This window comes from Symplocastrum torsivum, from assembly GCF_059505465.1.
Genome location: NZ_JCACKQ010000079.1, coordinates 12,223 through 27,604, shown reverse-complemented (window position 1 = coordinate 27,604; position 15,382 = coordinate 12,223). Strand labels below are relative to the sequence as shown.

General features: G+C 44.8%; 16 protein-coding genes and 1 tRNA gene. 7 read left to right on the top strand and 10 right to left on the bottom strand.

Translation table 11 applies throughout. From position 1 onward, the window contains the following. Positions 1-288: 288 nt before the first annotated feature. The 3 genes from AC5JL3_RS22020 to rpoD all read left to right on the top strand — a co-directional run bounded on the left by AC5JL3_RS22020 (position 289) and on the right by rpoD (position 3,819). Positions 289-873 (top strand): hypothetical protein, encoded by a 585-nt coding sequence (locus tag AC5JL3_RS22020; RefSeq protein ID WP_496076515.1) that lies wholly within the window; start codon positions 289-291, stop codon positions 871-873. A gap of 81 nt (positions 874-954) precedes the next feature. Beyond that, a complete protein-coding gene (locus AC5JL3_RS22015; protein ID WP_496076514.1) occupies positions 955-1,653 on the top strand; it encodes a polysaccharide deacetylase family protein in 699 nt (232 codons plus the stop codon). A 1,044-nt stretch (positions 1,654-2,697) separates the two neighbouring features. After that, on the top strand, positions 2,698-3,819 hold the full coding sequence (rpoD, locus tag AC5JL3_RS22010; protein WP_192217017.1) for an RNA polymerase sigma factor RpoD: 1,122 nt from the start codon (positions 2,698-2,700) through the stop codon (positions 3,817-3,819). Positions 3,820-4,145: 326 nt separating this feature from the next. On the opposite strand, the gene AC5JL3_RS22005 is transcribed toward rpoD, so the two are convergent. Then, complete coding sequence (locus AC5JL3_RS22005; RefSeq protein WP_192217016.1) at positions 4,146-4,295, bottom strand: CAB/ELIP/HLIP family chlorophyll-binding protein; 150 nt, start codon at positions 4,293-4,295, stop codon at positions 4,146-4,148. 175 nt (positions 4,296-4,470) lie between these two features. Here AC5JL3_RS22005 and AC5JL3_RS22000 point away from each other — a divergent pair, with 175 nt between their 5' ends. Beyond that, complete coding sequence (locus tag AC5JL3_RS22000) at positions 4,471-7,770, top strand: phosphorylase b kinase regulatory subunit alpha/beta (RefSeq protein WP_496076513.1); 3,300 nt, start codon at positions 4,471-4,473, stop codon at positions 7,768-7,770. Between the two features lie 184 nt (positions 7,771-7,954). Further along, entirely contained in the window at positions 7,955-8,155 is a 201-nt protein-coding gene (locus AC5JL3_RS21995) for a hypothetical protein (RefSeq protein ID WP_496076512.1), read from the top strand. A gap of 132 nt (positions 8,156-8,287) precedes the next feature. On the opposite strand, the gene AC5JL3_RS21990 is transcribed toward AC5JL3_RS21995, so the two are convergent. The 3 genes from AC5JL3_RS21990 to AC5JL3_RS21980 all read right to left on the bottom strand — a co-directional run bounded on the left by AC5JL3_RS21990 (position 8,288) and on the right by AC5JL3_RS21980 (position 10,165). Then, entirely contained in the window at positions 8,288-8,440 is a 153-nt protein-coding gene (locus AC5JL3_RS21990) for a hypothetical protein (protein WP_496076511.1), read from the bottom strand. 7 nt (positions 8,441-8,447) lie between these two features. Next, entirely contained in the window at positions 8,448-9,875 is a 1,428-nt protein-coding gene (locus AC5JL3_RS21985; RefSeq protein ID WP_496076510.1) for an HNH endonuclease domain-containing protein, read from the bottom strand. 110 nt (positions 9,876-9,985) lie between these two features. Further along, on the bottom strand, positions 9,986-10,165 hold the full coding sequence (locus AC5JL3_RS21980; protein ID WP_496076509.1) for a hypothetical protein: 180 nt from the start codon (positions 10,163-10,165) through the stop codon (positions 9,986-9,988). Between the two features lie 41 nt (positions 10,166-10,206). Here AC5JL3_RS21980 and AC5JL3_RS21975 point away from each other — a divergent pair, with 41 nt between their 5' ends. After that, entirely contained in the window at positions 10,207-10,494 is a 288-nt protein-coding gene (locus AC5JL3_RS21975) for a hypothetical protein (protein WP_496076508.1), read from the top strand. Positions 10,495-10,515: 21 nt separating this feature from the next. Here AC5JL3_RS21975 and AC5JL3_RS21970 read toward each other — a convergent pair. The 6 genes from AC5JL3_RS21970 to AC5JL3_RS21945 form a co-directional block, all read right to left on the bottom strand. Further along, a tRNA-Val gene (locus tag AC5JL3_RS21970) sits at positions 10,516-10,587 on the bottom strand. 55 nt (positions 10,588-10,642) lie between these two features. Beyond that, positions 10,643-11,377, bottom strand: coding sequence for a RadC family protein (gene radC, locus AC5JL3_RS21965; RefSeq protein ID WP_192217010.1), 735 nt, complete (start codon positions 11,375-11,377; stop codon positions 10,643-10,645). Positions 11,378-11,593: 216 nt separating this feature from the next. Continuing rightward, on the bottom strand, positions 11,594-12,568 hold the full coding sequence (locus AC5JL3_RS21960) for a phosphoribulokinase (protein WP_496076507.1): 975 nt from the start codon (positions 12,566-12,568) through the stop codon (positions 11,594-11,596). Between the two features lie 317 nt (positions 12,569-12,885). Next, on the bottom strand, positions 12,886-13,239 hold the full coding sequence (locus AC5JL3_RS21955; protein WP_496076506.1) for a 4a-hydroxytetrahydrobiopterin dehydratase: 354 nt from the start codon (positions 13,237-13,239) through the stop codon (positions 12,886-12,888). A 22-nt stretch (positions 13,240-13,261) separates the two neighbouring features. Beyond that, a complete protein-coding gene (locus AC5JL3_RS21950) occupies positions 13,262-13,426 on the bottom strand; it encodes a hypothetical protein (RefSeq protein WP_496076505.1) in 165 nt (54 codons plus the stop codon). Continuing rightward, on the bottom strand, positions 13,423-14,037 hold the full coding sequence (locus tag AC5JL3_RS21945) for a Uma2 family endonuclease (protein ID WP_496076504.1): 615 nt from the start codon (positions 14,035-14,037) through the stop codon (positions 13,423-13,425). The genes AC5JL3_RS21950 and AC5JL3_RS21945 overlap by 4 nt, the downstream gene beginning before the upstream one ends. Before the next feature lie 220 nt (positions 14,038-14,257). On the opposite strand from AC5JL3_RS21945, the gene hslO reads away from it, so the two are divergent. Next, positions 14,258-15,157, top strand: a complete 900-nt coding sequence (gene hslO / locus AC5JL3_RS21940; protein WP_496076503.1) for an Hsp33 family molecular chaperone HslO — start codon at positions 14,258-14,260, stop codon at positions 15,155-15,157. The last annotated feature ends 225 nt before the right edge of the window (positions 15,158-15,382 follow it).

Sequence of the window (15,382 nt, the reverse complement as noted above, 5' to 3'; positions counted from 1 at the left end):
CTTCGGTTCCACTAAATCATCCGCTTGTGACACTCAAAGGGCGGAATGTGGGTTGTAGTCTTGATTGTCTATTTTCTGGAGAGAGTATATAGCCCTTGATGTGTGGAGTCTGATCAGTCAGAACTTGTGAAGGTAAGCGGCAGTTGGGAGTTGAGTATTCTAAGTAATACAAGGGTGTTTTTTCCTCACAGATTTGTGACTCACGGACAAACCAAGAATTTTGGGTTGTTCCACGTCAATAGGGTTGGTGGTTCTCCGATTTTGATAAATTGCGTTCATATTAGTGTTATGGCAATGCAGTGTGTTCAACCGTTGAATGAAGTCAAAGAGGCTGATTCTGAAACCCTGGAATCAACAACTGATTTCCCTAAGCCGCAAACTGTAATTGCTTCTCCTTATTGGGGTGCAGTTGAGTTTGACTCTAATTTACTCGTGATAAGACCTTCTAGCATCTGCCTTAACCTGGAAGATTTGAAATGCTTTGAAGTTGTGGAGCATCAGTTTCATCACTATGGCATTACCTTTAAAAACGCGATCGCCTTACAACCCTCAAATCCTGCGTATCCACCCCGAACGGGTACCACAGTACTCATGGGTGCGCCAAACAGCGGCTGGCTGGAAGCAACATTCTCACAACCTGTCAATATGTTCTGCTGCTATGTCACCAGTTCCCAACGAACTGTTCTGTCTGCCTATGACCAAGAGGAAAAACTTTTAGTCCGCTCTTCAATTACAGAACCTAATCTAGCCGGTTCTAATTCCCAGATCTCGCCCAATGCCGAGCTAAGGATTGAATCCTCAAATATCTTGCGAATTACTGTCTATGCTTTTGATGGTCAACTGACTTTGGCTGACCCAAGCTTTAGTTTTTAGGGTCTGAAAACGTTAGCATCTTTAAGTGGAGACACTTAAGACTCACCTGACCCATCAAAACTTTTAACGAATCACGACTGAATGCAGCTTGCACCGCTTTATCCTATCCTGTACCAAATTCTTAAACCTTCCTTTCGTGGTTGCCTGTGGACAGGTGCAAAGACTTCACGAGCGATCGCACTTACCTTTGATGATGGACCCCATCCTCAATACACCCCAGAACTCCTGCAAGTCCTAGACCACTACAATATCAAAGCCAGCTTTTTCTGGTTGGGTGCTTGCGTAGATCGATCACCCGCCGTAGCAAAAACTGTTTATGAGCGCGGTCATTGGATTGGGTTACATGGATATCATCATCATTCCTTTGCTCTTTTAACACCGGAGGCTCTTAGAGAGAGTTTAGAAAAAACTCAAAAGGCAATTCACACGGCGCTGGCGATCGCTTTGTCTGACGATCAAGCGTCTCAGCTTAAGCCAGAAAATATTCGAGACGTTCGCCCCCCTAATGGTTTATTTACACCGCAAACATTGAATTTATTGCACCAGTGGAACTATCGGACTGTGATGTGGAGTGTTGTTCCAGAAGACTGGGAACGTCCTGGTGTCCAGGTGGTTGTACAGCGAGTTCTACGGCAGGTACAAAATGGGTCGCTGATTGTCTTACACGATGGCTACTATGGAGGACAAGATGTTGCCCAAACAACGGCTCTGTTAATTCCTCTGCTCCTACAGCAGGGTTATCATTTTGTTACGATCAACCAGTTATGGCAGCAGACTTAGCAGTTGTTGTCTTACAAGGAAAGGTAAGTTACGGAGAACATTCTCCTCAAAGATGCTTTACCCGAATTGATGTGGTCTTCCTCTTGTTTGCCGAGCGTTAGTCAAGCCTATGGTGTACTAGTAGCCAAACACCATACTGTCGTTTTCAAACATCGACTAGCAAACCGTTTAGAGTTTTTTTTTCTAGAAACTTCCCACATCTACTTGCTTTGTGTGTTAGAACAATTGTTTTACATCTGTCTTACGCTAGAACAACTGCCATGACCTATTTCTAACCTTCGGCTGTAGAAAATATTTCTCTTACAGGAAAACTTCGCTAACGTAGTCAGAGGGGATATCAATCGAGATGATTATAGAACATCTGTACTAAGTAAGATGCTAGGTAAGCTAGTGAATTTGTCACACGCTATGACAGTCATCTGTCAGATGAATTCATTAAAATGGCTGAGTGTATTTCAGCTATTTAACTGGGACGCTCAAGTTCAAAGCTAGAGTAAATTAGGAAAGATTCAGCAAAACAGCAAGCATGAATCCAATTTTTGAACTTCGATGGGTACACAAAAATGTGGCAACCGCTGTTACCAGACATTTAATAGTGTTCTGGATTCAGCTTGTAGAAACAGTCTATGATTGCTGAAACAGGGCTAACTGCAAAAACTAGAACTTTGCACTCAGCCGCCGCACGTAGCAACTTAAGGAAAAGGAATTCATCATGGGGGCATCATTTTCATGAACATTATTTTGTATGAAAGCGCTTTATAAGCTCACTACGCCATAAAAAGATTGAAGCTAAAACCGTCGTACATTTTTGGTATTTAAGGCTACAATCAAAAAGTCTCAACAGAAGCCAGCATTAACACTAACGACATAACGCATTCACTCATCGGTTGAGTGTAAAGAAATGAGCCGATCTTATTTCTCATACTCAGTTATCAAATAAAACCTTAGAATGCAAGAGAAAGTTACTCGCTGGCAACGCAATCTCAAGTAGATTAAAAAACACCATCTACTGGTCTTTAACTGAAGGAGCATGAGGAAAAAGGCATGACCCAGGCAAACTTAGATCTCGCAACAATCACTCAGCCTGAGAATGAGCTGGAATTCTTAATCGAGGATGACGTGAACCGAGATGAGCTTGTAGACGCTCAATCGGATGAAGAAGACGGTAAGCCTGGTAAGGTGCGCTCTACCCGTCGTCGAACACAAACAAAAAAGAAGCACTATACAGAAGACTCAATTCGCCTCTACCTGCAAGAAATTGGAAGAATTCGGCTGTTGCGGGCAGATGAAGAAATTGAATTGGCTCGGAAAATTGCTGACTTGTTGGAACTAGAGCGGATACGGGAGCGCTTGTTCGATCAATTAGAACGCGAACCACAAGACAGCGAATGGGCAACTGAGGTGAATATGGCTTTACCAGCCTTTCGCCATCGCCTCTACCTAGGACGTCGGGCAAAAGACAAAATGGTGCAGTCAAACTTGCGTCTTGTTGTCTCAATTGCCAAGAAATACATGAATCGAGGTTTGTCCTTCCAAGACTTGATTCAAGAAGGCTCTCTGGGTCTAATTCGAGCCGCTGAAAAGTTTGACCACGAAAAAGGTTATAAGTTCTCCACCTACGCTACGTGGTGGATTCGGCAGGCAATCACAAGAGCGATCGCTGATCAGTCTCGCACCATCCGCTTACCCGTTCACCTCTATGAAACGATCTCGCGGATTAAAAAAACCACTAAGATTCTCTCTCAAGAAATGGGTCGCAAGCCTACAGAAGAAGAAATTGCCGATCGCATGGAAATGACCATCGAGAAGCTGCGATTTATTGCAAAATCTGCTCAACTTCCCATCTCCTTAGAAACACCAATTGGTAAAGAAGAAGACTCTCGCCTTGGAGACTTCATTGAAGCTGATGGCGAAACCCCAGAAGATCAAGTTTCAAAAAATCTACTTCGGGAAGACCTCGAAAGCGTCCTTGATACCCTTAGCCCTCGTGAACGTGATGTTCTGCGTCTACGCTACGGATTAGACGATGGACGGATGAAGACGCTAGAAGAAATCGGTCAAATCTTCAACGTTACTCGCGAACGAATTCGCCAAATTGAAGCAAAAGCTCTCCGCAAACTACGCCATCCTAATCGCAATAGCATTCTCAAAGAATACATTCGTTAGGTAGCTTTTCGCTTTCTTAGAGTCAATTGCAGGGGTGGCGGCATCGTCGCCCCTTGTAGTTTTCTTCTAAATTACCAAGCTATCCCACATTTAATTGCAATACCAGCTCGTGGGAAAAGCAGAGCAAGAAATACATCAGGTAGTTCTCCTTGAATGTTCACCCTTAACCTTTTCCTAAAACCAGTTAGTTAAAAATTTAAAGCGATAAGTGTAGCCATTGAACGATTACTAGGGTGGACAGCCAATCGCGCTTTAAAAAGCTGGGGTTCCTGTAAAGAACACCCAGCTATCCGTTGAGATTAATAGAGATTGCACTAACTACGGGATTACATTAAGCCCCAGAAGTGTAAGACACCTTGACCAGATACATATTCAGTGATTAGAGCGGCAACAAAGCCAATCATGGCTAAACGACCGTTCCAGTTTTCAGCTTGAGGCGTAAAGCCGAACTTTACATCGTTGCGATCTTCTTGCATTGCTTTTGCTCCGTTAGTGACGTTTTGTAAACATCTTTGTAAACTAATGTAACCAATATTTTGCAAAACGGCAATAATCTCCTCACCAAGCTAGATGAATTCTGTGTAAAGTCTGAAATAAGCAATTGACGACTTTTGCAGCAAATCAAAATTCAGAAATTATCGAGAGATCGGTATGTCTATCATCAACTCCCAGCTACCAGCTCGATTAGACGATTATTATCACCAAATCAAAGCGGTGATTCTCAATCGTCAAAACCCAATTACGGGACTTCTACCAGCCAGTACCGCAATTAATGCCCACGGAAACTATACCGATGCTTGGGTACGTGATAACGTTTACAGCATTTTGGCGGTTTGGGGATTAGGTTTGGCTTACCGCAAGGTAGATGGTGATGGAGGGCGTACTTTTGAACTAGAACAGAGTGTTGTCAAGCTAATGCGCGGGCTTTTGTTCTGCATGATGCGGCAAGCGCACAAAGTAGAACGATTTAAAGAAACCCAATCCCTCTTAGATGCCCTGCACGCAAAGTACAACACCAGTACAGGCGATGTGGTTGTAGGCGATGACCAATGGGGTCACTTGCAACTTGATGCGACTTCTCTGTTCCTGCTGATGCTCGCTCAGATGACGGCATCTGGACTATACATCATCTTTACAATCGATGAAGTCCATTTCGTCCAAAATCTTGTTTATTACATTGGTCGGACGTATCGAACACCCGATTATGGAATCTGGGAGCGGGGCAATAAGGCAAATCACGGCAATCCTGAACTAAATGCCAGTTCTGTAGGGATGGCAAAAGCCGCATTGGAAGCGATCAATGGGCTGGATTTATTCGGTGTTCATGGTTCAGAAGCATCAGTAATTCATGTATTACCCGATGAAATTGCACGATCGCGAATCACACTAAAATCCATATTGCCTCGTGAATCTAGCTCAAAAGAAACGGATGCAGCTCTTTTAAGTGCGATCGGGTTCCCCGCTTTTGCCGTAGAAGATGCCCAGCTAATTGAACGTACCAGAAGCAACATCGTTAAAAAACTAGAGGGTCGCTATGGCTGCAAACGCTTCTTGAGAGATGGGCACCAGACCGTTTTGGAAGACACGACTCGTCTACATTACGAACCTTGGGAACTGCAAAAGTTTGAGCATATCGAGTGCGAATGGCCTTTGTTTTTTAGTTACCTGCTGCTGGATGGTCTGTTTCGAGGAGACACTGAGCAAGTCCAAAAGTATCAGGAGCGTTTAAAAGGTTTACTAGTAGAGCGAGACGGTATTGGGTTACTACCGGAAGTGTATTACGTTCCCCATGAGAATATAGAAGCGGAGCGAAAGTCGCCTCATAGTCAGCCGCGTCTTCCGAATGATAACCTCCCTCTGGTATGGGCGCAGAGTTTGTACTTTCTAGGTCAGTTGCTGAGTGAGGGATTACTCGCCCCTGGTGATATTGACCCTTTGGGACGCCATTTGAGCATAGGACGTCACCAAGACCCAGTTGTACAAATTGCCTTGCTCGCAGAGGATGAAGATTTAAAAGCGCAACTGGCAGCTTATGGCATTGCAACGCAGACACCAAAACAGGTAGAGCCAGTGCAGGTACGGCAAGCCACCGAACTGTCAGCGGTTTATGCTCAAATGGGTCGCTGTGACTTGCTGGCGTTGACGGGACGCCCGGTTCGACGCTTACGGAGTCTAACGACATCGCGAATCTTTCGGATAGGGCGAGAGACGATTGTCTTCCTACCTGCGTTTCTAGACCAACAGCAGTTCTACCTAACTCTTGACTATCATTTTCTGGTTGATCAGATTAAAAGTGAACTCACTTATATTCAACGCCACTGGGGAGAGTTGGGGCGTCCGACAATCACGCTGCTATTGACTCACAGCATGTTACAAACAGAGGCTGACGCGGGAATGGACAATGGAAGTGTGGGAAGTAATATTGTTCCTGACCCTAGCACTAATCCCCAATTACCAGTACTCGCGTTGATCCAAGAATTAAAAGATGGCTTGTGCAATGGCGTTCGGGTGAAACTAGGGCGTCTCAACCAGTTGATGCTGACAGCAGGAACTGAGCGGATTGATTTTCTGCATGAGTTTGAATTTACACAATCAGCCGTCAAAGATGCAGCACTGCGCTGCTACTACCTCAATAGCCATTTTGGGAAACATGGTCCTTTAAGTCACACCCAGGAGTTTCTGCTGGAGTGTGAAACGAACCTCAAGTTATTGCTAGACAGTTTACGGGAGTCGCAAAACCTTTACGAGCAAATTGAGCTGTTGCGTACTCTCAGGCGTTTGCGGGGGTTGGAGTTTGATACGGGATTTGGTGGACCTGGAGTGCCCGTGACAGTCGCGGATTTGCTCAATGAAGTTTACATCAAAGCGGGTATGGAATCAGCTTCTCCTTATTGGGGAATCGTGCGTCAAGCAGCGGGTTTGCTGAATAAGGTAGATATCAGCTTGTCGGATGCGGTGACTGATATTTTGGTGCGTGGGAAACAGATTACGGTTGGCAGGGCGTATAGTGAGGCATCGTTGATTAAAAACCCGATGTCGCACCAGGAAATCCGGGCGAAAATTGATGAGTTTTGTCGGGAGGATATTCGCGATCGCGTTCTTACTCAAGAAATCCTGGTCTACCTTGGTATCCTAATTAAATCAGAACCCGGTTTACTGGATGGTTTGCTGACGCTACGGGTTGGCTATCTCATTCTCCTCTTAACCAGCGAGTTGGCAGCTGAGCGAGGGGTTACTCAGGATGAAGCCTATGAACAACTGATGCACGCTAGCCCCTGTGAAATCAAAATGCGTGTCCGTTCTTGTTTAGCAGGCTATGAAGGAATGAACCAAAAGCTACGCCAGCAGGAATCATTGCACGTCAAACAACCTCAACAAGGAATCGACTGGGCTGTCTTATCGGGGGGGCAGGATGAGACAGAGGAGGAACTTTACTCGATTGGTAGCTGGGTGAGGAAGCGTCAGCTAGATGGTAGTGCGGGTCGTGTTCCCAAAGACTTTTATCCCAGTGTTTGGCGAGTCATGAAGCAGTGCAAGGGCTTAGTTATTGGCGATAAATTGGAGCGCCGTAATCGTTTAGATAGCCAGCTAATTCTTTCAGAGATGACACCGGGGGAAAAGAACTTCGCACTGCGGGTGGAGCATTTGCTCAATAAGATCGAGGCACCGGAATATCGCACCGTGAATATTGAGGCATTGATGGAACTGGCCGCAATTTTAGAGCGCAATCCTGAGTTACAAATTGAAGAATATGTGGTGCTGGATGTTCTGATTGGTCATGCTGTGCGGTTAGCATGGCTAGAGCGGTACCCCGAAAAAGCCAACCAGTATGACGAATATAAGGCTGCTGCTTGGCGTGCCTTTTACGCAACCTCACCCACTGAGTGCGCGAGTCATATCGTAAAGGCGTTCCGATTCTTGACTCAAGTTGGACAGGCGATTACTGCTTAGGAGTCGCACATCACTACTTGTCCATCTTGTTGCCAGCTAACAAGAAATGAGGTGTGTAGATGCGATCGCTCTCTTTCCCTGCCAGATGTAACAGTTAGACAATCATCTCAAACTAAAATGAGTTTCACTATCTCGCCACTGATGCCGCAGCGAGAAAAAACTATTTGTGAAGAGGAGTGTTGTGATGTCAGGCGACCTGCAAGAGCAAATACGCACGATGCAACAGCGAGTAGCCCAATTGCAACAGCACATTGGCGAGTCTTCTTCACCCCAACACCAACAGGAAATCATAGCAGCAGGCTTGCAGGAACTCAACTTCGCTTTGGAAAAATTGCAAGCCGCTAACACCGATCGCCAACAACAGGAATTCGAGCGTATGCTTTAAAGCCTGACGTTGCCGACACTTAGACACGGGAAAGCCAAGTATAGAAAAGCTGAACAAGAATACGTTTGTGGCTTTATAGGATTAATTCCTCAGAGAAAGGGTAATCCAACGACTAGATATTCTGAAGAAGATTTAACTTTTATCGACAAAATTATTGAGGAAGAATACGAAACTTATAAGTGGCAGCAGCGCAATCCCGTGAGGTTTTCCAGGGTTGGCAGACAGACTACCCTGAACACCACCAAATGGAGTGTCAGAAACAAGGGGCGATAAGTTAATGTTCATTAATTATTTATCTGTAAGACCAATTTGGCATGAATCCCTGACTGGTAGCCAGAGATATTTGAGGCATTACAATTAACTCATAAGCATTTCTCAGTCTTTCAATATTAAGAAGATCGTTTGTATCAGACAGCCTTAGATCAGCTATATAATGTTCAACATATTTATTCCAAATCTTAGACTTCATATTTTCGCTAGAGATAGTAAGCCCTATATGTTGCATTGCAACAAAAGCACTAAAGTAAATACTTGAAGGGAGTTTGTTAGATTTAGCTGAGTTGACATCCCGGAAAGTTGGGATTAAATTCCAGAGATTATCATGTGTCACAAATGACCAAGGTAAGTAGTGATCCAGAGATAGGTTCTCTAAGCTCAGAAGTCGTCCCGAATAGATGCACTGTAAATTAGTATGCTGTAACACTAATTTCCAATAAGCAATTTGACGTTCTAGAGATTCTCTCTTTTCAGGTGGAAAAAGTTTATTACTGATAGCAGGAACACTAGGATTACGCCGCTGCATATAGTTTAGCCATTCCCACGCTACCCAGGAACGTATAATTTCATAGTTAATCTTTATGTATAAAACCCACTCTGGGTGTAATTGAATGTATTCACAATTGCTAGGATAGTCTCCATCAAAACAATATAGAGGCTTTATTGCATCGAAGTATTGTTTTGCCAATGGCACAATTTTTTTGTTTACTTCGTTATCTATTTCAATTCTTCCCAATTGATGCTTAAGAAAAGGTCTAATTAAGCGAAAAGGGACAAATCTCATTAAAGAGAAATTTCCTATAAGAAGATTGTCTAAATTTTGTTTACTTATTTCTTCACGCAGGTACTTTTTATCAGAGTCATTAAATTTGGGTTCAATTTTGATATTTAGAGAGTTCAACTTATTTGCAATTTGGTCTTGTAAACCAAAATATAAATTGAAGTAAATGTTTGGATACCAAGCGTTAGCTAGCATCTCGATTGTTATTTCTCTAAAACTAATTAACGAAGAACCATCAAAGTTTCGTCTACTCAAAATATCTAAGAGAGACAAGAAAAAAATGTATTTGTATGAATTTGTAGTATTGGCAAATAATCTAGAGAATGCAGAAATATCTAGCCCCTCAACTTGAGGTAGACCTATAACGTTATTACTTATCAGGTTTACCTTACTCTCTTCAGTGGATTCAGTAGAAAGATCGGGCTGATCTTCATTTTCAGTTGAGTCGCTAGTATATAAACCCATAAAGTCCTCAGCAGCACTTGGATTAATTTCTCGTAGCGCCTCAACAATAGTCAGAACAGTCTCAGAACCTGGATCTCTGATTTCATTGACCCAGCGATAAACATTAGAACGTGCAATCCCCAACGACGTTGCCAACTTGCCTTGGCTGATGCGGTGGGTTTCCAGCACTTCCTTGAGGACTCTACCTGCTTTTCCCATCTCTCCAATCGTCTCAGAGGAACATAGAACCTTGTAGCTACAACTATAAGTTGTCCAATACTACAACCATAAGTTGTTCGCAAGAGCTGCTGTAATAGGCATTCTCTTGTTCAGGAGAACATATCCCGCTCTCCATTTAACAACCATAAGCTGTCCGCACCATCATCAACCTCTGTGTAACCAATGTCCTTACTGTCATCAGCAACTAGCTCTACTCGCATGGCGATCGCGACCTGGGTACTGCTCAAATTGCGGAGAGTGGTTGGGTATCCATCTAGATACCACTCCATCCACTGAACTCCTTCATGATGAGCTGAAGTATCAGCTTTGGTTGGTAGATGTCATTGGCGAACTGATTGCTGCGGCCCCCTATTTGTCATCAACGCTGCCAAGGGAAAACATTGCGAAATCTCTCCGTTCTGCTGTGGATATAGTCACCGAGGGAAATGTGGCAGCATTTGCCCGCCTGATCGGGATGCCTAAAAATACGACATGGATGTGGCACACTGGTAAGGTATTACCAAATAGAAAAATTGGAAGCATAACTTTGCCGCAGCCAACTGGAAGCATAAGCTTGCCGAAGCGGCAAAGTTATGGGTTAAGTCACAACGACAAATAAAGTGTTATTCGACAAAACAAGTGGGCGATACTGGTTTCGAACCAGTGACCTCTTCCGTGTGAAGGAAGCGCGCTACCACTGTGCCAATCGCCCAAGGTTTCCTAATTTAGCATAAGGTAGCGTCACGCAACAACTAGAGCAAATAGCATTATTCTCCCTGTGGATACTCGTCCCACAATGCCGTCATCGTCTCTCGCAAACTCTGGTGGTTGCCATCACCTAGAATTAGGTGATCCAGTAGAGGAATACAGAGTAATTGTGCGGCTTTCAAGAGCCGTTCGGTTAAAACAATATCTTCTGGACTGGGTTCAACACAGCCTGTTGGATGATTGTGAGCAATAATCACTCGTGTCGCTCCCTGACGCAGTACTTCTCGGAAAATATCACGGGGATGTGCTAATGTCTCCGTTGCTGTGCCAATCGTAATTACTTTAGTTCCTAGCAATTGATTCTTCGCATCTAGCAGTATGGTCGCAAATCGCTCTTGATTTTGCCACATCAAGTCGTGACTGAGGCTAGCTGCCGCCGCTACAGGACTATCAATTACTGTACGTTCTGTCGGTCGAGATAGAAACGCTCGTTTTCCTAGTTCAACTGCTGCCAAAATTGTTGTCGCTTTAGCTGGTCCGACACCATGGATATTAATCAATTCCTGATGATTAATGTCCCGTAACACCTCCATCGGGTCACGTTGATTTTGGCTTAACTCCTGCAAGATGTATTGCCCCAAACCCACCGCAGAGAGCTTACCTTTACCTTGACCTGTGCCTAATAAAATTGCTATCAGTTCTGCTGTCCCTATATTTCTTGCTCCTAGAGCCATTAATCGCTCACGAGGACGCTCACTAGTTGGAATATCGGCAATTCTTAGGCTGTAAGTCATAGATGCACTCGATAACGCTGACTAACTGACAAATTTAGAGGACTTACTCATAGAATTCCCTGGAATCCCGACAAAGTAACAGATTTTACTTTGCAAGCACAACTAATCTAGAAGGCTTAATCTGAATAGAAATTCAGGAAGTTTTGTCAGTCAATCAGCCAACTTATATAAGTGTCACTTCAGCTTCAACCTTGCGTCAGTGAAGTGGAAACCTGTTCAGGAGGGACTAGGAACAGTGACTGGTTCGTCTGCCTGATAGATGTTGGCAGCCTTGAGCATGTGATAGGTAATGAGTAGTTGCGTAAGAGCTAGTGGGTAACTTTGGAGTGTTTCTCCAGTTGTACCAACGACTGTGCCAAGATCTTGATTGCCTTCCAGACTACAGAATTTCCCTAAGTACGGAATCTCGTTACAGAGCATCCGTTCGAGTTCCTTCACCTGTTCACTGGTGGCATGACCATCAATTTCTAGAACATCAACTGGCTTACCCATATCCCGGTCTAGTTCTATACGGATAGCTGAACTTAGATGAGATGTGCTAGGGTTAATGATTTTACAGAAGTCAGGGTGCGGTATATTGGGTCTGAGTACCAGACGTACATTCAGCAGTAAATCATTTCCATTATCTGCTTCGTCTGGTGGGTAAAAGCTAACGACGATATCTGACCATTTGCGCTGAGGACGGATAAATTCCTCTGAATCCGATTCACGCTTCCTTAGTTGTTCAAGAACTTGTTCCTCAGTGTAGCCACGCTTACGAGTATCACGCTTGACTTTCCACTGTGTGCGTAGAGATTCCGGTGGTGCCAAATAGACTCTCACGTCGTAGCAATCGCGTGCCCCACGGGTAGAATAACCTAGCAATCCTTCAACAATCACAAACTTACTCGGATTGATGTACTCTGGCGGATCAAACTCACCCGTGCTGTGATTGTAGATTGGTTTCAGGATTGGTTGTCCCGTGCGTAGCAAACTTAGGTGCTGCTGGATGATATCGAGGTAGTTACAGTCGGGATGCAGTGCCGAAATTCCCATTTCAGCACGCTGTTTGCGATCATAGCGGTGGTAATCATCCGTACAGATAACCGTGACGTCATCTTCTCCCAATACTTGAGCAATTCCCTTCGTCAGTGTTGTTTTTCCGGCGGCGCTATCACCGACGATGCCAAGGATGATGGGGCGATTAGTCATGGTTCCTCTTGCTGCTTAGGCTGATTCAGTGGTGGACTCCCGATTCGTTTAATTTTAGGAGGGAAGGGGAAGTGGATCAATCCCAAGTTATGCAACTGATCCCAACGCAGCCACTGCTGAACAAGGACTTTTATAGCAATCAGCAATCAGCTTTCAGCGGTCAGCTTTGGGTCAATTAGGCTCACTTCTAAGGAACGCTCTTCTCCCGTTAATGTCCTAACCTAAGTGGCTACTGCTATACAAGGTGGGGAGATAAGGAAGTGGGAAGATGGGGGATGAAGATTCCCCACCCACTTGCTTACAAGCGGCTTGCTTGATTATTTGACAGGAAATTCACTGGCAATTTCAGCCGTTCTTGCTGCCATGATGAAGTCGTTTTTGTGTAGCCCAGAGATGGCGTGAGTCCACCAAGTCACTGTTACCTTGCCATATTCTGTTAACAAAGCTGGGTGATGTCCTTGCTCCTCAGCTACTTCCCCTACTCGGTTGGTGAACGCTAGCGCTGTCTTGAAATCTTGAAATTTGTAGGTGCGCTCCAGACGTAGTTCTCCCTCTGGCTCAATTATGTTCCAGTCAGGAATTTGAGGTTTGAGTTCGGCAATCTCTTCTTTGGTCACTGGTGGCGAGTCTTTGGTACAGGCATCGCACTTTTGTTGTGTGAGTTGTGCCATAGCTATTTCCTGAGCTTAATTACTACCAATATTTTAAGCAGACACCTTCTTTGACCTTCGCCTCTTCAATTGTCCCACCATCTAGCGATCGCACAGGTCGCATCTGCACTGAGGCAATCAACTCTCGCTGCCGTAGATGCGACAGCCGCTTCCCGCAGAGATGAAAATTGCTTGCTCTCCTCATCATTGCCCAACCCGAAGAACCTGTTCAGCCGTCAAGTTCAACTCTGGAAATGTAGGCGATTCAATCCGGTCATTCTCCCGAAACTGACTGAATATATACTCATCATCAACAAGTTGGTAAACCGAAATAGTAGGTTGCTTTGGGTTACCGATGTAACGCCTACCGCCCAAACCTAGATAGTCAACAATCCAGTATTCAGGAATGCCAAGTTTTTCGTATTCCGCTAACTTAGTAAGGTAGTCGTCTTGCCAGTTGGTGCTGACTACTTCAATCAGCAAGCGTACTGTTTCACCCTTGGTAATCGTGGAACGTTTTTTCCACATCGGTTCAGCGTCAAGCGTATTCCCATCCAACACGGCAACATCCGGGATGAAGCCTGAATTGTCAGAATCAATCGGCTTAATGATACATTGCCGAGGAATAAAGTAAGGAAGTTGTAGTCGTCGAATTTTGATTCCTAACTCGGTAGCAAATTCTCCTGCTACCCGTTCGTGAGTTCCCGTTGGTTGGATTTCGACAACTACTCCCTCATGCAGTTCAAAGCGACCGTAGCCGTCTGGATACCACTCCAAAAACTCATCTAGGCTCATTCGTTTGGATGCAGCTTGTATCATGGCAGTTTCTCCTCGGTGAGACTGATTTGTTTAGTTATTCTATTTAAATCAAGTCAGAGGAATACCGCTACTACCCAGTTCATCACACCACTTAACGTGTTGGATAGGTAATCCTGGCATTGCGCTTCCCCGTTTCCCAGGCGCTTCTCAAGATTCACTCTCACTCTAGCTGCCAGACCTAAAATAGAAATAGAGACTGTTAAGAAGTGTAAGGTTTTTCATGGCTGATCAGTTAATTCGCGCCACAGCGGCGGAGGGTGGCATTCGCGCCGTTGGTGTTATTACAACACGCCTCACCGAAGAAGCCCGACAGCGCCACAAGCTCTCTTATGTCGCGACTGCCGCACTAGGTCGTACTATGTCTGGGGGACTGTTACTCGCCTCCAGTATGAAGCGAGAAGGGTCAAGGGTCAATATTCGCGTTAGGGGTGAAGGTCCCCTTGGGGGAATTCTCATTGATGCTGGATTGGATGGAACTGTGCGGGGTTATGTAGACAATCCAGGGGTTGAACTGCCACCGAATGAGCAAGGTAAGCTTGATGTTGGAAAAGCAGTGGGTCCAGAGGGTTACCTTTATGTTGTCCGGGATGTTGGCTATGGCTACCCGTATTCCAGCACTGTTGAGCTAGTTTCTGGTGAAATCGGGGATGACATTGCTCACTACCTCGCCACCTCCGAACAAACGCCATCAGCTTTAGTTATTGGTGTGTTTGTTGGGGCAGAAGGGGTTACGGCTGCTGGAGGTATATTAATCCAAGTAATGCCCAAAGCGGCTAGAGACGAGGCGTTAGTGCAAACTCTAGAAGGACGCATTGCTAAGCTGGCAGGATTCACACCCCTCCTACAAGCAGGCAAGACATTGCCAGAGATTTTTGAAGAGCTACTGGGCGATATGGATTTGGTGATGCTGCCAGAAGTCCAGATGGTACGTTTTCACTGTGGTTGCTCGTTTGATCGCGTATTGGGGGCGTTGAAGATGCTGGGTGAAGCGGAACTTCAGGATATGATTGAAAAAGACAATGGCGCTGAAGCAACTTGCCATTTTTGCGGGGACGTTTACCAGGCGAGTTCTGATGAACTGGCTCAGTTGATTGAGGATTTGCGAACCGAATCGGTTTGATAGTATCTATCGTTAAAATTGTTAGTTGCCTTGTCGTTACCCAGATTGTGTAAGATTGACCCTGTTCGTTGTTAGTGCCAGCGTCTGAAAGTCAATGTTCACAAAATGCAAAAACTCTTGTGGATCTTGAGCAAAAATAGAAGATCGATAAAAGTATTGTAATTCCTCAACGCATTGCTGAACAATGGTTGTAGAAGATTTGGTAGCGACAAGGTTCTACATTAA

Coding starts and splice junctions, on each gene's coding strand:
- hslO (WP_496076503.1), top strand. CDS start 14,258: ATGGCTGATCAGTTAATTCGCGCCACAGCGGCGGAGGGTGGCATTCGC.
- AC5JL3_RS21945 (WP_496076504.1), bottom strand. CDS start 14,037: ATGATACAAGCTGCATCCAAACGAATGAGCCTAGATGAGTTTTTGGAG.
- AC5JL3_RS22015 (WP_496076514.1), top strand. CDS start 955: ATGCAGCTTGCACCGCTTTATCCTATCCTGTACCAAATTCTTAAACCT.
- radC (WP_192217010.1), bottom strand. CDS start 11,377: ATGACTTACAGCCTAAGAATTGCCGATATTCCAACTAGTGAGCGTCCT.
- AC5JL3_RS21950 (WP_496076505.1), bottom strand. CDS start 13,426: ATGATGAGGAGAGCAAGCAATTTTCATCTCTGCGGGAAGCGGCTGTCG.
- AC5JL3_RS22005 (WP_192217016.1), bottom strand. CDS start 4,295: ATGCAAGAAGATCGCAACGATGTAAAGTTCGGCTTTACGCCTCAAGCT.
- AC5JL3_RS21995 (WP_496076512.1), top strand. CDS start 7,955: ATGTCAGGCGACCTGCAAGAGCAAATACGCACGATGCAACAGCGAGTA.
- AC5JL3_RS21990 (WP_496076511.1), bottom strand. CDS start 8,440: ATGAACATTAACTTATCGCCCCTTGTTTCTGACACTCCATTTGGTGGT.
- AC5JL3_RS22020 (WP_496076515.1), top strand. CDS start 289: ATGGCAATGCAGTGTGTTCAACCGTTGAATGAAGTCAAAGAGGCTGAT.
- AC5JL3_RS21955 (WP_496076506.1), bottom strand. CDS start 13,239: ATGGCACAACTCACACAACAAAAGTGCGATGCCTGTACCAAAGACTCG.
- AC5JL3_RS21960 (WP_496076507.1), bottom strand. CDS start 12,568: ATGACTAATCGCCCCATCATCCTTGGCATCGTCGGTGATAGCGCCGCC.
- AC5JL3_RS22000 (WP_496076513.1), top strand. CDS start 4,471: ATGTCTATCATCAACTCCCAGCTACCAGCTCGATTAGACGATTATTAT.
- AC5JL3_RS21985 (WP_496076510.1), bottom strand. CDS start 9,875: ATGGGAAAAGCAGGTAGAGTCCTCAAGGAAGTGCTGGAAACCCACCGC.
- AC5JL3_RS21980 (WP_496076509.1), bottom strand. CDS start 10,165: ATGGAGTGGTATCTAGATGGATACCCAACCACTCTCCGCAATTTGAGC.
- rpoD (WP_192217017.1), top strand. CDS start 2,698: ATGACCCAGGCAAACTTAGATCTCGCAACAATCACTCAGCCTGAGAAT.